17 protein-coding genes, 1 other RNA gene and 1 pseudogene are annotated in these 16676 nt (G+C 64.5%); 14 read left to right on the forward strand and 5 right to left on the reverse strand.

The window, feature by feature from the left end; all coding sequences use genetic code 11:
- Nucleotides 1-8: 8 nt before the first annotated feature.
- The 4 genes and pseudogenes from EJI00_RS11200 to EJI00_RS11215 all read left to right on the forward strand — a co-directional run bounded on the left by EJI00_RS11200 (nucleotide 9) and on the right by EJI00_RS11215 (nucleotide 2934).
- Complete coding sequence (locus tag EJI00_RS11200; RefSeq protein WP_260590678.1) at nucleotides 9-527, forward strand: GNAT family N-acetyltransferase; 519 nt, start codon at nucleotides 9-11, stop codon at nucleotides 525-527.
- A pseudogene (locus EJI00_RS25390) lies at nucleotides 527-1306 on the forward strand (AadA family aminoglycoside 3''-O-nucleotidyltransferase); the annotation flags it as partial. The gene EJI00_RS11200 and the pseudogene EJI00_RS25390, both read left to right, overlap by 1 nt.
- Nucleotides 1307-2016: 710 nt before the next feature.
- Nucleotides 2017-2517 carry a DinB family protein gene (locus tag EJI00_RS11210; RefSeq protein ID WP_260590679.1) on the forward strand — a complete coding sequence of 167 codons (501 nt, stop codon included), beginning with the start codon at nucleotides 2017-2019 and terminating at the stop codon, nucleotides 2515-2517.
- A gap of 12 nt (nucleotides 2518-2529) precedes the next feature.
- Nucleotides 2530-2934, forward strand: a complete 405-nt coding sequence (locus EJI00_RS11215; protein ID WP_126747543.1) for a GNAT family N-acetyltransferase — start codon at nucleotides 2530-2532, stop codon at nucleotides 2932-2934.
- 35 nt (nucleotides 2935-2969) lie between these two features.
- Here the strand turns inward: EJI00_RS11215 and EJI00_RS11220 are convergent, their stop codons facing one another.
- On the reverse strand, nucleotides 2970-3980 hold the full coding sequence (locus EJI00_RS11220; protein ID WP_185868116.1) for a tripartite tricarboxylate transporter substrate binding protein: 1011 nt from the start codon (nucleotides 3978-3980) through the stop codon (nucleotides 2970-2972).
- Nucleotides 3981-4099: 119 nt separating this feature from the next.
- Between EJI00_RS11220 and EJI00_RS11225 the strand changes: the two genes are divergently transcribed.
- The 5 genes from EJI00_RS11225 to EJI00_RS11245 all read left to right on the forward strand — a co-directional run bounded on the left by EJI00_RS11225 (nucleotide 4100) and on the right by EJI00_RS11245 (nucleotide 8917).
- Nucleotides 4100-5773, forward strand: a complete 1674-nt coding sequence (locus tag EJI00_RS11225; RefSeq protein ID WP_126747544.1) for an MBL fold metallo-hydrolase — start codon at nucleotides 4100-4102, stop codon at nucleotides 5771-5773.
- On the forward strand, nucleotides 5770-6480 hold the full coding sequence (locus tag EJI00_RS11230; protein WP_126747545.1) for an RNA pseudouridine synthase: 711 nt from the start codon (nucleotides 5770-5772) through the stop codon (nucleotides 6478-6480). The genes EJI00_RS11225 and EJI00_RS11230 overlap by 4 nt, the downstream gene beginning before the upstream one ends.
- An 81-nt stretch (nucleotides 6481-6561) precedes the next feature.
- Complete coding sequence (locus tag EJI00_RS11235; RefSeq protein ID WP_126747546.1) at nucleotides 6562-7110, forward strand: hypothetical protein; 549 nt, start codon at nucleotides 6562-6564, stop codon at nucleotides 7108-7110.
- 68 nt (nucleotides 7111-7178) lie between these two features.
- Nucleotides 7179-8357 (forward strand): hypothetical protein, encoded by a 1179-nt coding sequence (locus EJI00_RS11240; protein ID WP_126747547.1) that lies wholly within the window; start codon nucleotides 7179-7181, stop codon nucleotides 8355-8357.
- Nucleotides 8358-8395: 38 nt separating this feature from the next.
- Nucleotides 8396-8917 (forward strand): hypothetical protein, encoded by a 522-nt coding sequence (locus EJI00_RS11245; protein WP_126747548.1) that lies wholly within the window; start codon nucleotides 8396-8398, stop codon nucleotides 8915-8917.
- Nucleotides 8918-8941: 24 nt separating this feature from the next.
- Here the strand turns inward: EJI00_RS11245 and rnpB are convergent.
- Nucleotides 8942-9289, reverse strand: an RNA gene (gene rnpB, locus EJI00_RS11250) — RNase P RNA component class A.
- Nucleotides 9290-9392: 103 nt separating this feature from the next.
- On the opposite strand from rnpB, the gene cysK reads away from it, so the two are divergent.
- The 5 genes from cysK to EJI00_RS11275 all read left to right on the forward strand — a co-directional run bounded on the left by cysK (nucleotide 9393) and on the right by EJI00_RS11275 (nucleotide 13980).
- Nucleotides 9393-10313, forward strand: a complete 921-nt coding sequence (cysK, locus tag EJI00_RS11255; RefSeq protein WP_126747549.1) for a cysteine synthase A — start codon at nucleotides 9393-9395, stop codon at nucleotides 10311-10313.
- Between the two features lie 71 nt (nucleotides 10314-10384).
- Nucleotides 10385-12025 carry an NAD(P)/FAD-dependent oxidoreductase gene (locus EJI00_RS11260; protein ID WP_126747550.1) on the forward strand — a complete coding sequence of 547 codons (1641 nt, stop codon included), beginning with the start codon at nucleotides 10385-10387 and terminating at the stop codon, nucleotides 12023-12025.
- Between the two features lie 12 nt (nucleotides 12026-12037).
- Nucleotides 12038-12676, forward strand: a complete 639-nt coding sequence (locus EJI00_RS11265) for a flavin reductase family protein (RefSeq protein ID WP_126747551.1) — start codon at nucleotides 12038-12040, stop codon at nucleotides 12674-12676.
- 57 nt (nucleotides 12677-12733) lie between these two features.
- Nucleotides 12734-13531: a ProQ/FINO family protein gene (locus EJI00_RS11270; RefSeq protein WP_126747552.1), complete on the forward strand. Its 798-nt coding sequence runs from the start codon at nucleotides 12734-12736 to the stop codon at nucleotides 13529-13531.
- Nucleotides 13532-13560: 29 nt separating this feature from the next.
- A complete protein-coding gene (locus EJI00_RS11275) occupies nucleotides 13561-13980 on the forward strand; it encodes a hypothetical protein (RefSeq protein ID WP_126747553.1) in 420 nt (139 codons plus the stop codon).
- 72 nt (nucleotides 13981-14052) lie between these two features.
- On the opposite strand, the gene htpX is transcribed toward EJI00_RS11275, so the two are convergent.
- The 3 genes from htpX to EJI00_RS11290 form a co-directional block, all read right to left on the reverse strand.
- Nucleotides 14053-14925, reverse strand: coding sequence for a protease HtpX (gene htpX, locus EJI00_RS11280; RefSeq protein WP_126747554.1), 873 nt, complete (start codon nucleotides 14923-14925; stop codon nucleotides 14053-14055).
- A gap of 153 nt (nucleotides 14926-15078) precedes the next feature.
- Nucleotides 15079-15819, reverse strand: coding sequence for a DUF3025 domain-containing protein (locus EJI00_RS11285; RefSeq protein WP_126747731.1), 741 nt, complete (start codon nucleotides 15817-15819; stop codon nucleotides 15079-15081).
- 5 nt (nucleotides 15820-15824) lie between these two features.
- The gene (locus tag EJI00_RS11290) at nucleotides 15825-16649 is read right to left on the reverse strand and encodes an NYN domain-containing protein (RefSeq protein ID WP_126747555.1); all 825 of its coding nucleotides are present in this window, start codon (nucleotides 16647-16649) and stop codon (nucleotides 15825-15827) included.
- Nucleotides 16650-16676: the final 27 nt, after the last annotated feature.

The following is a 16676-nucleotide window of genomic DNA, read 5'->3' on the forward strand; positions in this document are numbered from 1 at the left end:
ACCCGCTCGTGTCCAAGACACTTTCATTCAGGCCACTGGAAGAGCGCGACTTTCCGATGTTCCACGAATGGGTTCGGCGGCCCCACGTCGCCGAATGGTGGAGCGAGCCCAGCACGCTGGAAGAGATAAAGGACGAGTACCTGCCCACCCTCGACGGCAGGTCTTCGACCAGGGCATTCATCGCCAGCCTTGATGATGAGCCGATCGGGTTCATCCAGGTCTATGTGGTGCAAGGCTCCGGAGACGGCTGGTGGGAAGACGAAACCGATGCCGGCGCGAGAGGCATCGACCAGTTTCTGGCAGACGCCGCGCGATTGAACCAGGGACTCGGCACCGCAATGATCAAGGCCTTCGTCGAGCGGCTCTTTCAGGAGCCGGGGGTTTCGAAGGTGCAGACAGACCCCTCGCCCGACAACGCACGTGCCATACGGTGCTACAGAAAAGTTGGCTTCAAGGACGTTGGCGAAGTCATGACGCCTGATGGGCCTGCGCTGCTTATGCGGTATGAAAGAGAAGAGCCGATTTGATGACTGCGTCACTGCCCGCTGAAATCACCCCGCAGCTGTCGCAAGCGCGAGCCGTGCTCGAGCGTCACTTGGCCGACAACCTCCAAGCCATCCACCTGTTTGGTTCAGCCGTCGATGGTGGGCTCAAGCCGCTCAGCGACATCGACTTGATGGTTACCGTGAGCAATGCGCTCACAGACCCGGTCAGGCGGTCGCTGATGATGGACCTGCTGTCCGTCTCGGCCGCACCGGGAGTCGACGGGCCATGGCGCCCCCTCGAAGTGACGCTTGTCGTTCAGAGCGAAGTCGTGCCGTGGCAATACCCGCCACTTCGCGAACTGCAGTTCGGCGAATGGCTTCGCGAGGAGTTGCAAGCCGGAATCATCTCGCCGGCCGTGCCGGACCATGACCTTGCGATATTGCTCACAAAGGTGAGACAGCACAGCGTGTGCGTGGCCGGTGCACCTGCCGCGGAATTGTTCGACCCTGTGCCTGAAGCCGACTTCTCGCAGGCCCTGCTGGACACTGTTGCACAGTGGAACGACGAGCCCGATTGGCAAGGCGACGAGCGCAACGTAGTGCTTGCACTCGCGCGCATATGGTTCAGCGCGGCCACCGGTGAGATCACTTCCAAGAACGCCGCCGCGGAGTGGGTTCTTGAGCGCTTGCCCGACGAGCATCGGCCTGTGTTGGCGACAGCGCATGCGGCTTACTTGGGCTGTGCAGAAGACGACTTGGCCCATCGTGCGGTGGAAGTGACTGCGTTTGTGAGATACGCCAGAGCCATGGTCGAGCACGTCTGCGCGACCCATGCAATCGAGCGAAAGGCCGAAATTTCCTCTCGTGGCTCAAGCACCATGCTATTTGGCCGCAAAGATCATTTCGCCATCGAAACGATGGTGGAGCCCGACTTGGTAGCGCCCTCCGCAGCATGGGGTCGAATGCGCGTTTGGATCAGCGGGTTCTCCATTGGAAACTACGCAAATCCACACTGCGGGCTACCGCGTGATGCGTTCGAGCAGCTCGCGATCAACTTGCCGAATTTATGGAAGCGGGAGTTCGACGGCATGGCTGACGTGGAATTGTTCGATTACTTGGATAGGCTCTTGTACGGCTACCGCCGCGGCGCAGCGCTCTTCGACGACCGTACGCTCCCGCAATTGAGCGAGGATGAGCGGCTGTACGGCAAGTTCAATTTTCTCATCAACCGGGGTGAGATGTTTGACAACAGCGGAAAGTCTTTCATCTTTTGTCCGGATGGAAGAACCGTGAAGGTGTTACACCGACCCCTTTGCTCAGATCAATACATTTCTCTAGAGGCGCCGCTGGAGGCCGTTCGAGAAGCGTGCAACAAGTTCGTCGGGTGGTTAGATCAGCAGGTGCTCAGGCTTGCCCAACGGGCGGGGCAGGGTCGGTGAGTCTCAGCATCCTTGCCCGTTCACTGGCGGTGTGCTCCATCCCTTTGGACGAGTCGATGCAAAAAGGGAAATGAACACCTCATGGAGGCTCCGTGACCGAAACCCGCAACATCCGCATGCTCACGCGCTACACGGCTTGGGCAAACTCGCGCCTCTTCGGCGCACTGGCCGAGCTGCCGCAAAGCGAGCCCGTTGCATCCGCATTAGGCGACATGATCAAGACACTGAACCACACCTATGTGGTCGACCTGATCTGGAAGGCTCACCTCGAAGGAGAACGCCATGGCTTCACTTCGCGCAACACAGAGGTGATGCCAAGCCTTGGTGAGCTTTGCAATGCGCAGGCGCTCATCGACGACTGGTACATCGACTATGCCGACCGGATCTCCGGCACGGCGCACGATGAAGCCGTGCACTTCGAATTCGTCGATGGTGGCTCAGGCGCGATGACTCGAGGCGACATGCTGCTCCATGTGGTGAATCACAAGACCTACCACCGCGAATATGTGGCGCAGATGCTTTACCAGGCATCGCGTCGCCCCCCAACCATGGACTTGCCGGTTTTCTTGAGAGACGTTCCGCTTGTTCTTTGAGGAGCAGAAGACATGCAAATTCGCAGCGTTGCTGCTTCCGACCTCGAAGCGGTTCATAAGCTTCTTTCAGCGAATGGATGGGCCCACCGGATCGCTGATATCGAGTACCTCGGCCGGCTGATCTCGGCATCGCATACGTCGGTGATCGCGGTGGCAGACGACGAGGTCGTCGGCTTTGCGCGTGCCATCAGCGACGGCCTGTCCAACGGCTACCTGTCCATGGTTGTGGTCGCCGAGCCCTTCCGCCGGAGAGGCATTGGACAGGCGCTCGTCCAACACATCGTAGGTTCGGAAACAGGCATCACATGGGTGCTGCGGGCGGGCAGACCAGGCGCCGCCGAGTTCTTTGCCAAGCTGGGGTTCAGAACTTCGCCGGTTGCAATGGAGCGCTCGCCAGCGCAACCGCTCGCAGGCTGAAGAAAATCGACGCGAGCACTGAGGTTAGCCGGGCCTCAATCGATGCTGATGCTCGCGGCCTTGGCCACCTCGGCCCACTTGACGCGGTTGTCGTGCACGGTCTTCTTGAACTGCGCGGGCGATTCGATGCGCACGGTATTGCCCTGGCTTTCGAAGCGCTCGCGGATCTCGGGCTGTTCGAGCACCGTTTTCACGGCGGCATTGAGCTTGTTGACGATCTGCGCATCGGTGCCCTTGGGCGCAAAGATGCCGAACCAGATCGAACTGTCGAAACCCTTCGTACCCGGCAACCCGCTCGATGCGATGGTGGGCACCTCCTTGACCGCCGCTACTGGCGCAGCCGTGGTCACGCCCAGCAGGCGCACCTTGCCCGCCTTGTAGTGCGGCAGCACCGTCTGCACCTGGTTCATGATGCAGCAGGTTTCGCCGCGCACCACCGACGTGATGGCCTCGGGCCCGCCCTTGTAGGGCACGTGCACCATGCTCAGGCCAAGGCGCGAATTGAGTTCGGCAAAGGCCATGTGCGTGCCGGCGCCGTTGCCTGTAGACGCATAGTTGTACTTGCCGGGGTTGGCCTTGACGAGATCGACGAACTCCTTCAATGTCTTTGCGTTGATCACCTCGGGGTTGATGGTGAGCACGTTCGAAACATCGAGCACCGGCGCCACGGGCACGAAGTCGGCCTCCACGTCGAACGGTAATTTCTTGTAGAGCGCGGCGTTGCTGCCGTGCGTGGCGGCGGTACCAAAGGAGAGCGTGTAGCCGTCGGGCTTGGCATGGGCCACGTATTCGCTGGCAATGTTGCCGGCCGCGCCCGACTTGTAGTCGATGATCACGGGCTTGCCGAGCTGCCTGGCAAGCGGCTCCTGGATGGCGCGGGCCACCACGTCCACGCCGGAACCGGCCGGAAAGCCCATGATCAGCGTGACGGGCTGCTGCGGCCAGTCGGCTTGCGCAAAGGCGGCGGACGACGCGGCCACGCACAGGGCGGCGCCGGCCAGCAGCAGGCCGGGCCGGAAGGAACGTGAAAAGGGAGAATGAGTCATGACTGTCTTTCCTCGATGCGGGCGGTGCAGCCCGGGATTGTGGCGCGCGGTTCATGCCCGATCCGGTATGAGCTTATGCGGGGCGAGCCCGCATCGCGCTACCTCTCCATAATCGCCGCATGGTCCGCCCCACCCAACAACTCCACCCCGCACGCGAGCCGGTGCCCGTGCGCGCGGCAGCCACCGTGCTGCTGCTGCGCGATTCCGAAGCCGGCATCGAAGTGCTGATGACGCGCCGCTCAGACACAGCAAGCTTCGCGCCAGGCGCCTATGTGTTTCCCGGCGGGCAGATCGATGCGGCCGACGAAGCCGCCCAGCGCATTGCCACGCGCCGCCCGACGCAGAGCGGACTTCAACTCACGCAGGCCATTGCGGCCATTCGCGAAGGCTTCGAAGAACTGGGCGTGCTGCTTGCGCGCCATGCCGACGGCCGTCCGGTGAGCGCGGAAGACATCGCCTCGATGGACCGCAGCACCACGTCGCCCGTTTCCTTTGTGGCGCAGTGCGAGCAGCGCGGGCTGTTGCTCGCGTCCGACCAGGTGTTCACCCTTGCGCACTGGATCACCGACCGCGACTTGCCCAAGCGCTTCGACGTGCCCTTTCTGGTGGCACGCATGCCCGAAGGCCAGACGCCCACGGCCGACGAAAGCGAGCAGTTCGAGCCCTGCTGGGTGCGGCCGGCCGCCGCGCTGGCGCGCCACGCGGCGGGCAGCTTCTTCATGATCTTTCCGACGGTGCGCACGCTGCAGCGGCTGGCGGCCTACGCCAAGGTCGATGCGGTGCTGCAAGCCTGCGCCGGCGAAAAGCCGCTGTGGACCAGTTGCCCGCGCGCCGGCCTGCTCCGCGGGCAAGATGCGCGCTACATGGAAGGCGAATCGCCCTACGGCGAGCTCGCGCTGGTGTGCCCCGATGGCCAATTGCTGCACACGCTCGACTGGCAGAGCGAGCACGCGGTGCCGCTGCTCAAGAACGTGCAGCGCCTAACCGCGCCCAATTCAGGCGTCATGACCGGACCGGGCACCAACAGCTACATCGTGGGCGATGCGGCCACCGGCTACCTTGTGATCGACCCCGGCCCGAACATTGCCGCGCACATCGATCGGCTCTGGCAAGCCACCCGGGGCGACATCCGCATGATCGTCTGCACGCATTCGCATGCCGACCATTCGCCCGGCGCGGCGCCGCTGCAGGCGCTGTGCGAAAAGGCGAAGCCGCCGATCCTCGGGCTTTCTTCTGCGCCCACGGCGCGTTCGTCCGCGCGCTTTGCCGCCGAGCGCGAGCTGCTCGACGGCGAGCGCCTGGTGCTCTTGGGCACCGGCGCCGAAGGCCAGAAAATCACCCACACGCTGCGCGCCATTCACACGCCCGGCCATGCCGCCAATCACCTGTGCCTGGTGCTGGAGGAAGACGGGCTGCTGTTCTCCGGCGACCACATCCTGAACGGCAGCACCACCGTGGTCGACCCGCCCGACGGCGACATGAACGCGTATCTCGATTCGCTGGACAAGCTCGACGCGGCCTGCGCGGCCTCCAAAGTCGGCGGCATCGACTTCATCCTGCCGGCGCACGGCTACGTCATCGGCAACGCACGTGCCGCCATCGCCCAACTGAAAGCGCATCGCCTCAAGCGCGAAGCCAAGATTGCATCCGCCATGAAGAAACTTCCCCAAGGCACGCCCGAAGACTGGCTGCCGCTTGCCTATGACGACGTGCCCGAGCGCATGTGGCCCGTGGCGGCCCGCTCGCTGGCCGCGCACGTGGCGCGCATCCGGCAACTGGCTTCCGCCCAATGACCGGCGCCAGCGAAGAAGGCATTCGCCTTGCCAAGCGCGTGGCCGCCATCGCCGGCTGCTCGCGCCGCGAGGCCGAGCTGCTCATCGAAAACGGCGCGGTGCGGGTAGACGGCGTGCCGGCGCTGCTGCCGCAGTCGCGCGTGCAAGACCACCAGAAGGTCGAGATCGAAGCCGGCGCCAAGCCCGAGCCGGTGCTGCCAGTCACGCTGCTGCTGCACAAGCCGGCCGGCATGCCGACCGAAACCGCGCACCGGCTGCTGGTAGCCGCCAACCATCACGAGCCCGAGCGCGCCGGCATGCGCTTTCTGCCGGCGCACGCCAAGGGCCAGAACTGCATGACGCCGCTCGAAACCGGCGCCAGCGGACTCGTCGTGTACACGCAGGATTGGCGCATCGAGCGCAAGCTGCATGAAGACGCGGGCGTGATCGAACACGAGGTCATGGTCGACGTGGCGGGCACGGTCAGCCCCGAGCAGCTGGTGCGCTTCGAGCGCTCGCCCGCACGCGTGAGCATCGGCCGCCAAGCCGACGAGCAGACCGGCCTGCGCTTTGCGCTGAAGGGCGCGCGGCCTGGGCAAATCGCGCACCTGTGCGATGACGCAGGGCTGCGCATTCTTGCGATGCGGCGCATCCGCATCGGCCGCGTGCCGCTGTCGGGGCTGCAGCCCGGGCAGTGGCGCTATCTTTCGCCGCACGAACGCTTCTGACACGACAACGACAACAACAAGAAAGAAGCTGTCGAGGGACAAAAAACAGGTACAGGGACAGGTACAGGGACAGGAGCAAAAATGCAGTTCGGATTCAAGACCGCCGCACTTGCCTGCACAGCGCCTCTTGCGCTGGCGGGCTGCAGCTATCTGGCGCCATTGCTGCCCAACCAGGCGCCGCCTGCGCCACCGGCGCTATCGCCGGTCGTTTCTCCCAGCGGGCTCGCACCCATCACCGAAGAGCAGGTGGAGCGCATCCGCGAGGCGATCGTCGCCAAGCCGCCGACGCCCGCCGTGGCCAAGATCGTGCGAAGCGCGGCGCCGACCATCGAATCTTTCGTGCGGACCGAAGGCTGCATCACCGCCCGCAACGGCGCCGTGCTCAACCCCTTTGCGGCGCCGGGCCGGCTGTTCGACGGCACGGGCTTCCAGGGCGGCCCCATGGCTGAAATGCAGTACCACGACAGGACAGCCTGCGTCACCGTCAAGCGCATCCAGAACTGGAAGATGGTGTCGCCCAAGCTGCTGCGCTTCGACGTGGTGTACGTGGGAGACGACGGCGAAGAGCGCTCCGTCAGGCGCCACGAGCTGATGCGCCAGCCCAAGGGCGGCTGGCTGTTTACGCGCTGAAAAAAACTGAGGGAAAGTGCTTTTCCACACAGTCCGGAGAAACGAAAGAGCGCACGCCAAGTAACGACATGTACGATCCGCGTCGGCTACAGGTCGAGAGCCCTGGCCGAGGTTCATCGCCGCCGATATCCGCAAAAAAACTGCGCGGCGATGCATTCGATTCAATCGTTGGCGAGGAATCCATGTTGTCTATTCGCTGCGCCGCGATCCCGGTGCTGGTGTCGCTCGTATTCACCGGCTGTACGCATTTGCCGGCTACACAACCAGTCCAACCAGAGGTACTGGCGGCCATGCAACCGGTCGACGTGAAAGTCGGCATTTCGCAGTCCGAGTTGTATGCGGCTTTCGTTCGATCGAACGCAGCGGCGTCGGGCGCTGCCGCCTGTGCGGCCGTTCCGGGTTTGGGCATTCTCCTGGCTGCGGCATGCGGCGGTGCAATGGGCGCAGTAGATGCCAGCGTCAACGCAACACGGGCAAAGGCGGCGGAAGAAAGTGTTCGTCCGCTGAAGGACGAAATGGTCGACATGAAATTCGACCAGCTTATGAACGAGTCGCTGGCCCAATCGCTGCGGTCTGTGCCAGGCATGCAGGTCGCCAACGTGGCGGTGACCAAGGTGGTCAACACCGCGGCCTATGAGAAGACCTTCACGGCGGCGACATCGAATGCCGTCATGTTTGTCAATATCGACTATCACATGTCCGTCGATTTCTCGACGCTCGAAGTGTCTGCCCGCAGCTTGCTCTATCCACGTGGGGCCACCGCGCGCACCGCAGCCAAACAGCCGGCAACGCTGGCGACGACGCCTTCGGAGCCCGCGCTGGATCTGAAGAATGCGGTGTATCGCAGCAGCATCGTGTACCGGGCCAAGCATCCGGCCGCCAGCGCAGACGCGACGAAGAACATCGAGGCTTGGAAAACCGATAACGCGCGCATGCTGAAGACGGCCCTGCAGGATGGCATTGCGCAGGCAGGCACGCTGCTGGCCGCCGACCTCCAGCGCAAGTACCCTGCGTATGAAGCTACGACAGCCAAAGCGGACGCAGGCAACGGTCTGAAGGCGAACCTGGTCTCGCAGAGCAACGGCGGCAGACTGCTTCGCTATCCCGACGGCTCGCTCAACCTCGACGCCGTGCCGACCATGGCCGCCGCTGCGACGCCCGCGCAGCCGGCAACGCCCGCTTCCGGCATCGTGGCACCTGAGGCGGTTTCTGCTGCGCAGCCTGCCGCGGAGACGGCTGCCAAGTGAGACATGCGCCGTGGGGCAGGGCCGCAGGCTGTGTCCTGTTGGCGCTGCTTTCTCTCGTGGGCTGCGCGTCGGACAAAGTCGCTGGCGTGCAACGGCGTACAGGCACTGCGCCGCCGGCCGACGCGACTTCGGCCTGCCCGTTCACCCTTGGCGCAATCGACGATCAGCGTGATGTCCGCAGCTTGGGCCAGCTGGGCCGCACGCACATCGACGGCGAAGACTTCAACGAATGGTTCACCGGTGGTATCACGGCGATTCCCGGCTACACGCGCGATCGGGCTGCACCTGCGATACGGATTTCGGTGCTCAAGGCTTACCTTCAAGGTTTGGCCACGCTGAAGTCGGCCAACATCGTCGTGCGCGTGCAGTTTGCCCGGGATGGTGCGCCTGCAGCGACGCGAACCTACCGCGGCTTCGACGATTCGATGAACTGGTCCAACTCCGAAGGCGAAATCCAGACTGCATTCGATCGGGCGTTGAACGATCTGACAGCGCAAATCGGTACGGATCTGAAGAAGCGCTGCAAGGCTGAAGGCGCGCTGCAGCCCGAAACGCGCTGAGCGCGAATCATCGGGCAAGAAAAAGTGTGAAGCCCGCCGATAAGCCGGATTCTGTGCGTTGGGGTTGCCCCCAACGTGACCGCCATTACTCTGGGCCGTTTGTCGCCAAACGGCTCGATGCCACCTACCCGCCAGCTCAGCGGAACCACCTCGATACTGGCCTACTTGGTGTTGCTGCGCGCAGAGATTGCCCGTTTCACCCGAACTTAATCGGCTCGTCTCTGTTGCTCTGATCCTCACCTCACGGTGGAGAGTCGTTAACTCCTGCGCTGTCCTGTGCAGTCCGGACGTTCCTCCAGTGCGGTCTTTCGACGCGGCGCCTTGCGGCGTCGCCCCTTTCGGGCTTGCACCAGCGGCGGTCTGGCGTGCTTCACGAAAGGGATTATCGCCGGATCCCCTCGCATCCGCTGCCGGGCCGTTTCACAATGGCGCTTCGACCGCCCTGCACTGCCCCAAACAAGCCCAAGGAGATCCAATGAAGGCCCAGAACATCCTCCAGACCATCGGCAACACGCCGCACATCCGCATCAACCGCCTGTTCGGCAATGCGAAGCAGCAGGTGTGGATCAAGTCCGAGCGCGCCAACCCGGGCGGCTCCATCAAGGACCGCATCGCGCTGTCGATGGTGGAAGACGCCGAGAGATCCGGCGCGCTGAAGCCCGGCGGCACCATCGTGGAGCCCACTTCGGGCAACACCGGCATCGGTCTGGCGATGGTCGCGGCCGTCAAGGGCTACAAGCTCATTCTGGTGATGCCCGACAGCATGTCAATGGAGCGCCGCCGCCTGATGCTGGCCTATGGCGCCACCTTCGACCTGACGCCGCGCGCCGGCGGCATGAAGGCCTCCATTGCCCGTGCCGAGGAAATCGTGGCCGGCACGCCGGGCGCGTGGATGCCGCAGCAGTTCAACAACCCCGCCAATGTCGAGGTGCACATGCGCACCACGGCCGAGGAAATTGCGGCCGACTTTCCTGACGGCGTCGACGTGCTGATTACCGGTGTGGGCACGGGCGGCCACATCACGGGCGTGGCGAAGGTGCTCAAGAAGAAGTGGCCCAAGCTGCAGGTGTTTGCGGTGGAGCCGGTGGCCTCACCGGTCATCTCGGGCGGGCAGCCCTCGCCGCACCCGATCCAGGGCATTGGCGCGGGCTTCATTCCGAAGAACCTCGACACCTCGCTGCTCGACGGCGTGCTGCAGGTCGACGCCGAACCGGCGCGCGAAATGGCCCGCCGCTGCGCGGTGGAGGAAGGCATGCTGGTGGGCATTTCCTCCGGCGCCACGCTTGCGGCCATTGCACAGAAACTGCCCACGCTGGCACCCGATGCAGTGGTGCTGGGCTTCAACTACGACACCGGCGAACGCTACCTGTCGGTCGAAGGCTTCCTGCCCGCCTGATCAGCTATCTCTTTCATAGCGCCCCGGGCGCGTAAAATCTGCGGCCTGCTTGATAACCACAAGCCACCGTCATGCTGAGAATCTCCGAACTCAAACTTCCCCTCGACCACGCGCCTGAAGCGCTCGTCACCCTGATCGCCCGGACCCTCGACGTCCCGCTCGAAGCGATCGCCTCCCACACCGTCTTCAAGCGCAGCTTCGATGCGCGCAAGGTCGACCTGCTCACGGTCTACATCTGCGACGTGCAGTTGGCCGACGCCAAGCTCGAGGCTGCGCTGCTCGCAAAGCACGCCGGCCACCCGCACATCCAGCCCGCGCCCGACATGCGCTACACGCCGCCGGCGCATGCGCCCGAAGGCGCGCCCCGGCCCGTGGTGATCGGCTTCGGCCCCTGCGGCATCTTTGCGGCGCTGATGCTCGCGAAGATGGGCTTCAGGCCTATCGTGCTCGAACGCGGCAAGACCGTTCGCCAGCGCACCCGCGACACCTGGGGCCTGTGGCGCAAGAGCGTGCTCAACCCGGAGTCGAACGTGCAGTTCGGCGAAGGCGGCGCCGGCACTTTTTCGGACGGCAAGCTCTACAGCCAGATCAAGGACCCGCGCTTCCTCGGCCGCAAGGTGATGGAAGAGTTCGTCAAGGCCGGCGCACCGCCCGAAATTCTTTACGTCGCGCATCCGCACATCGGCACCTTCAAGCTGGTGAAGGTGGTGGAAAACATCCGCGAGCAGATCGTGGCGCTGGGCGGCGAAATTCGCTTCGAGCAGCGCGTGACCGACGTGCGCATCGAAGACGGCCAGTTGCGCGGCCTGACCGTTGTAGACCAGGCTACCGGCCAAAGCAGCGAGCTGCGCGCCGACCACGTGGTGATGGCGCTCGGCCACAGCTCGCGCGACACCTTCGCCATGCTGCACGAGCGCGGCGTGCACATCGAGGCCAAGCCGTTTTCCATCGGCTTTCGGGTCGAACATCCGCAGGGCCTGATCGACCGTGCGCGCTGGGGCCGGCACGCGGGCCATCCGCTGCTCGGCGCGGCCGACTACAAGCTGGTGCACCACGCGAGCAACGGCCGCTCGGTCTACAGCTTTTGCATGTGCCCGGGCGGCACCGTGGTGGCGGCCACCAGCGAGCCGGGCCGCGTGGTCACCAACGGCATGAGCCAGTATTCGCGCAACGAGCGCAACGCCAACGCGGGCATTGTGGTGGGCATCGATCCGCGCGACTTTCCCGGCTGGACGGCAGAGACCGCGGGCGATGCGCTCGCCGGCATCGCGCTGCAGCGCGAGCTCGAATCGAACGCCTTCGTGCTTGGCGGCGGCGACTACCGCGCGCCGGGCCAGCTGGTGGGCGACTTCATCGCGGGCAAACCTTCGACCGCGCTCGGCAGCGTGCTGCCTTCGTACAAGCCTGGCGTCACGCCGACCGACCTGCACCAGGCGTTGCCCGCCTACGCCATCGAGGCGATGCGCGAGGCCTTTCCCGCCTTCGGCCGTAAGATCAAGGGCTTCGACCTGCACGATGCCGTGCTGACGGGTGTGGAAACGCGCACCTCGTCGCCGATCCGCATCACGCGCGGCGACGACTTTCAAAGCCTCAACGTGCGCGGCCTGTACCCGGCCGGCGAAGGCGCGAGCTACGCGGGCGGCATTCTCTCGGCCGGCGTGGACGGCATCAAGGTGGCCGAGGCGGTGGCACGCAGCGTCACCGGAACGTAAAGAGCCACCGCCATGTCCAACAGCAACAACAGCGAAGACGGCTTCCACTTCTACGAGCCCGCCAAGGGCCACGGCCTGCCGCACGATCCGTTCAATGCCATGGTCGGTCCGCGGCCGATCGGCTGGATCTCGTCGCAGGACGAGAACGGCGCGCTCAACCTCGCGCCGTACAGTTTTTTCAACGCCTTCAACTACACGCCGCCTATCGTCGGCTTTGCCAGCATTGGCGCCAAGGACAGCCTGCACAACATTCGCCAGACGCGCGAGTTCGGCTGGAACCTGGCCACCCGGCCGCTGGCCGAGCAAATGACCCAGTCGTGCGCGGCCGTGCCGCCCGAGGTGAACGAGTTCGAGCTTGCCGGCCTCACGCCAGCGGCTTCGCGCAACATCGCGGTGCCGCGCGTGGCCGAAAGCCCGGTGTCGTTCGAGTGCCGGCTCACGCAGCTGCTGCAGCTCGAAGGCGTGAACGGCGAGCCGGTGCCCACGTGGCTCATCCTCGGCGAAGTGGTGGGCGTGCACATTGCGCGGCACCTGCTGAAGAACGGCATTTACGACACGGCTGCCGCGCGCCCCATCTTGCGCGGCGGCGGCCCGGCCGACTATTTCGAGATCAGCCCCGACAATCTCTTCAAGATGTTCCGACCGCGCTGAGCGCGGGGGAACATTGCTTTTCTTTCTGCCTGCTGCCAACCTGACAAGAACCGACCGATGACCGACACCGCCACGCCTCAAGAAGAAATCCAGGAAGTCCAGCAAACGGAAGCCGGGGGCGCTGCCCAGCAACCCCGCGCCGAAGGGGCCCGCCCGCCCCGGCAGCCGCGCCAGCCACGGCAGCAGCAGCAAAAACAAAAGGCCGGCAAGCAGGCCGCGCAGCAACAACAGCCGCAGCGCGCGCGCAAGGTGCACCCCGCGCTCGAAAAGCTGTTCGAGCTTTATCCCGGCATGTTCGGCGCGCGCTTCCTGCCGCTCAAGCTCGGCGTGTTCCAGGACCTGCTCGAAAAGCACCCCGACGATTTCAGGAAGGACGACCTGAAGGTCGCGCTCGGCCTGCATGCGCGCTCCACGCGCTATCTCGAGGCCGTGGCGGCGGGCCTTCCTCGGCACGACCTCGACGGCAACGTGGTGGAACCCGTGGCGCCCGAGCATGTGCACCACGCCATCCTCGAACTCCACCGCCGCCGCGCGCAGCGCAACCCCGGCGAAGACCTGCGTCCGCAGCTGGTGGCACGCATTGCCCGCGCCGTGGAAGCCTCGGGCCTCGACCGCGAAGCCTATGCGGTGCTGGTGCGCTCGCGCGACGAAGAAACCAATGCCGTGCTCGACGAGGCGCTGGCCGAACTCGGCCGGCAAGCCGCCAAGCGCGAGGCGCTGCTGCGCGCCTTCGAGGCCAGCGGGCGCGACAGCGAGCAGGCCTTTGCCGAGATGTACGGCATGGACGCCGAAGAAGTCGCGCGCACGCTCGAACGCGCACGCGCCGAGCGCCAGCCTGCAGCTCCCGCGGCCTGATCGCCCCGGCCGTTGCCGCCGCAACATCTGTGACCGACTTCGCGAGCTTCGTTGCACCGGCAGCCTCCGCGAGTGCCGCGGAGGCGGATGCAATCCGCGAAGCCTCCGCCTGCCTCGACCGCTTCACCGAGCGCTTCAATGCCCGCGACACCGCGGGCATGGACGGCGAACTTCACTTTCCGCATGTGATGCTCTCGGGCGCGGAGCGGCTCGAGTGGCAGGCACCCGGCAACCACCCGGTCGATTTCTTCGAGAAGCTCACAGCTTCAGGCTGGCGCCTCACGCGCTACCAGTCCAAGGAAGCCGTGCTGCCCAGCGCCGACAAGGTGCATTTCGTCGTCAGCTACACGCGTGAAGACGGAGCCGGCACGGTGCTCAGCACGCACCGCAATCTCTGGATTGCCACCCGCGTTGCGGGACGCTGGGGCATTTCGCTGCGTTCGTACTGACGAAGCCTCCGCCCCCATTAAAAAAGCCGCCACGGTTACCCGTGACGGCTTTTTTGCTGGCGCGGCGGAAGATCAGCGCGCGTTCTGCAGCGCCGCAATGCGCTCTTCGATCGGCGGGTGCGTGGCAAACAGCTTGCCGATGCTGCCTGTGATGCCCATGGCTTCCACTGCCTTGGGCAGTTCGCCGGCCGGCAGGCCGCCCAGGCGTGCGAGCGCGTTCATCATCGGCTGGCGGTTGCCCATCAGCGCGGCGGCGCCGGCGTCGGCGCGGAATTCACGCTGGCGCGAGAACCAGGCCACCACGATGGCCGCCGCAAAGCCCAGCACGATGTCCAGCACGATGGTGCTCACGTAGTAGCCGATGCCGGGGCCCGACGAGCGGTCGTCGCCGCGGCGCAGGAAGCTGTCGACCGCGTAGCCGATCACGCGCGAGAGGAACACGACGAAGGTGTTCATCACGCCCTGGATCAGCGTCATCGTCACCATGTCGCCGTTGGCGATGTGCGCCACCTCGTGGCCGATGACGGCCTCGACCTCTTCACGCGTCATGTTCTGCAGCAGGCCGGTGGACACCGCCACCAGCGACGAGTTCTTGAACGCGCCTGTGGCAAAGGCGTTGGGCTCGCCCTCGAAGATGCCGACCTCGGGCATGCCGATGCCGGCCTTGTCGGCAAACTTGCGCACGGTGCCGACAATCCAGGCCTCGTCGGGCGACTGGGGGTTGTCGATCATGCGGATGCCGGTGGTCCACTTGGCCATGGGCTTGCTGATCAGCAGCGAAATGATCGCGCCGCCAAAGCCCATGATCAGCGCAAAGCCGAGCAGCGCCGTCAGGTTGAGCCCGTTGGCCGTCAGAAAGCGGTTGACGCCGAGCAGGCTGGCAACGATGCCGAGCACCGCAACGACCATCACATTGGTCAAAACGAACAGAAGGATACGTTTCAAGTTGAATTCTCCGTGGGGGAACGCTGCCGCATAGATGAGGACCGGATGGCCCTCTTCAAGCCGTGCAATGAGTGGCCCTCTTCCGTTGTTGTTTGGTTCTGAAGACGGCCCGCACGGCGGCTCGCGGGTAGAGCGATGATAGGAGCAAAAGTTCTACCGTCCGGGCCGGAAGACCTTCGCGTCGTCGTAGAAATCCGGCAGCTCGTTCTCCGGCCACCAGCCCGGCACGCCCAGCACCGGCAGCGGAACGAAGGGTTTGCCCACCAGACAGTCTGGATCGAGGCTGCGCGCGAGCGCCCGGTCGTCGAGCGCCGGCAGCCTGCCCGCCTCCGGCCAAGGCAGCAGCACATGCGCCGTGAGCGCTTTTCGCGGTGTGGTGAGTTTCTCGAGCAGCGCATGGCCGAACACCAGCAGGCGCGCCTCGGCCCACAGGGCGCGCTGCGTGACGAAAAGGGAATGCCAGTCGCGCGCCGCCAGCGCCTTCCACAAGGGTGCGGGCGCATCGAGCACGGCACCGTTCTCGTCAAACAAAGTGAGCGCATCCCGCAGCGGGCCGCGCGTGGACGCGATGCCCCTGCGGGCGATCTCCGCAGCCTGCAACTCGTTGAGGCGGCGCTTGGTTTCCGGAAAGGCGAGCCAGACCAGGCCGTTGAAGAAGTCGTGCAGGTTGTCGCGCGTGGGCACGGTGCCGGTGCGCCAGATGAAGGCCTCGTAGGCCTCGTCAGGCGGAAGCTGTTCTTGCGGCACAAACTGCACGAAGCCCGGCTTGGCGCCGTTGAGGGCATCGTGCAACGAAAGCCCCGAATGCCATGCCGTCTCGACTTGCCGCTTGCCCGTGAATGGCAAGTACCAAGGCACATCGAGGTTCTCGGGCGCCGCTGCAACCGCTTGCATTCCGCTCAAGAAGATGGGATGTACCGGATCTGGTTCGGCTGCTTCGGCGGCAACAATTCGAAGTGAAACGGAAACTTCTTGAACAGCTTGGTCGATGCCGCGTTCTTGCCGAGCAGCTTGGCGTCGTGCAGCAGCTTGACCACTTCCCCGAGCGACTGAGGTTGCCCCGCCCGCAACGAAGAGACTGCGTTCAATATCTGATCAACAGTGACTTTGCCGGCTGCATCGCCCGCATTCTGCTTCGCAGCAGGCTTGGCTTTTTTGGCGGCGACCTTTTTGGCGGCCGGGGCCTTCTTCGCAGCGACTTTTTTGGCGGCCGCTTTCTTTGCTGCGGTTCGCACAGCCGGCAACTTGGCGGGAGGTGAAGCCGACTTTTGCAACTCGGCAGCAGGCGACTTCAGCACCTCGGCAGCCTGCTCCTGTCCCACAAAGATCACATGGTCGTAGGCATAAACGGCCTCCGGAGCCATCTTGCCCTGCTCGGACACGCAGACCATGTGAAACCCGCGTTCACGCAACCGCAGCACCAACGGCACGAAATCGGCGTCGCCGGAACCGATTGCAATGACGGTCGGCCGAGGGGTCTGGTACGACAGGTCCATGACATCGACGGCCAAGGCAACGTCGGTCGTGTTCTTGGACAACGCAAGATTCACGAACGGGCGTATGTGCCGAGTGCGAAGCACGTCGGCCAGTCCCTTGAGCTTCTCGGCGCTGCCATAAGCCCGCCGCACCAGGACGCGGCCCTCGCCATCCTCCAGCTTGCGAAGGGATTCCTCGACCCAGGAAGACACGCAAAGATTATCGGCATCTATGAAAAAAGCGATCATCGTGCGCGCCCTTGTTGAGGAATTGAT

This window comes from Variovorax sp. DXTD-1 (assembly GCF_003984625.1).
Classification (GTDB): domain Bacteria; phylum Pseudomonadota; class Gammaproteobacteria; order Burkholderiales; family Burkholderiaceae_C; genus Variovorax.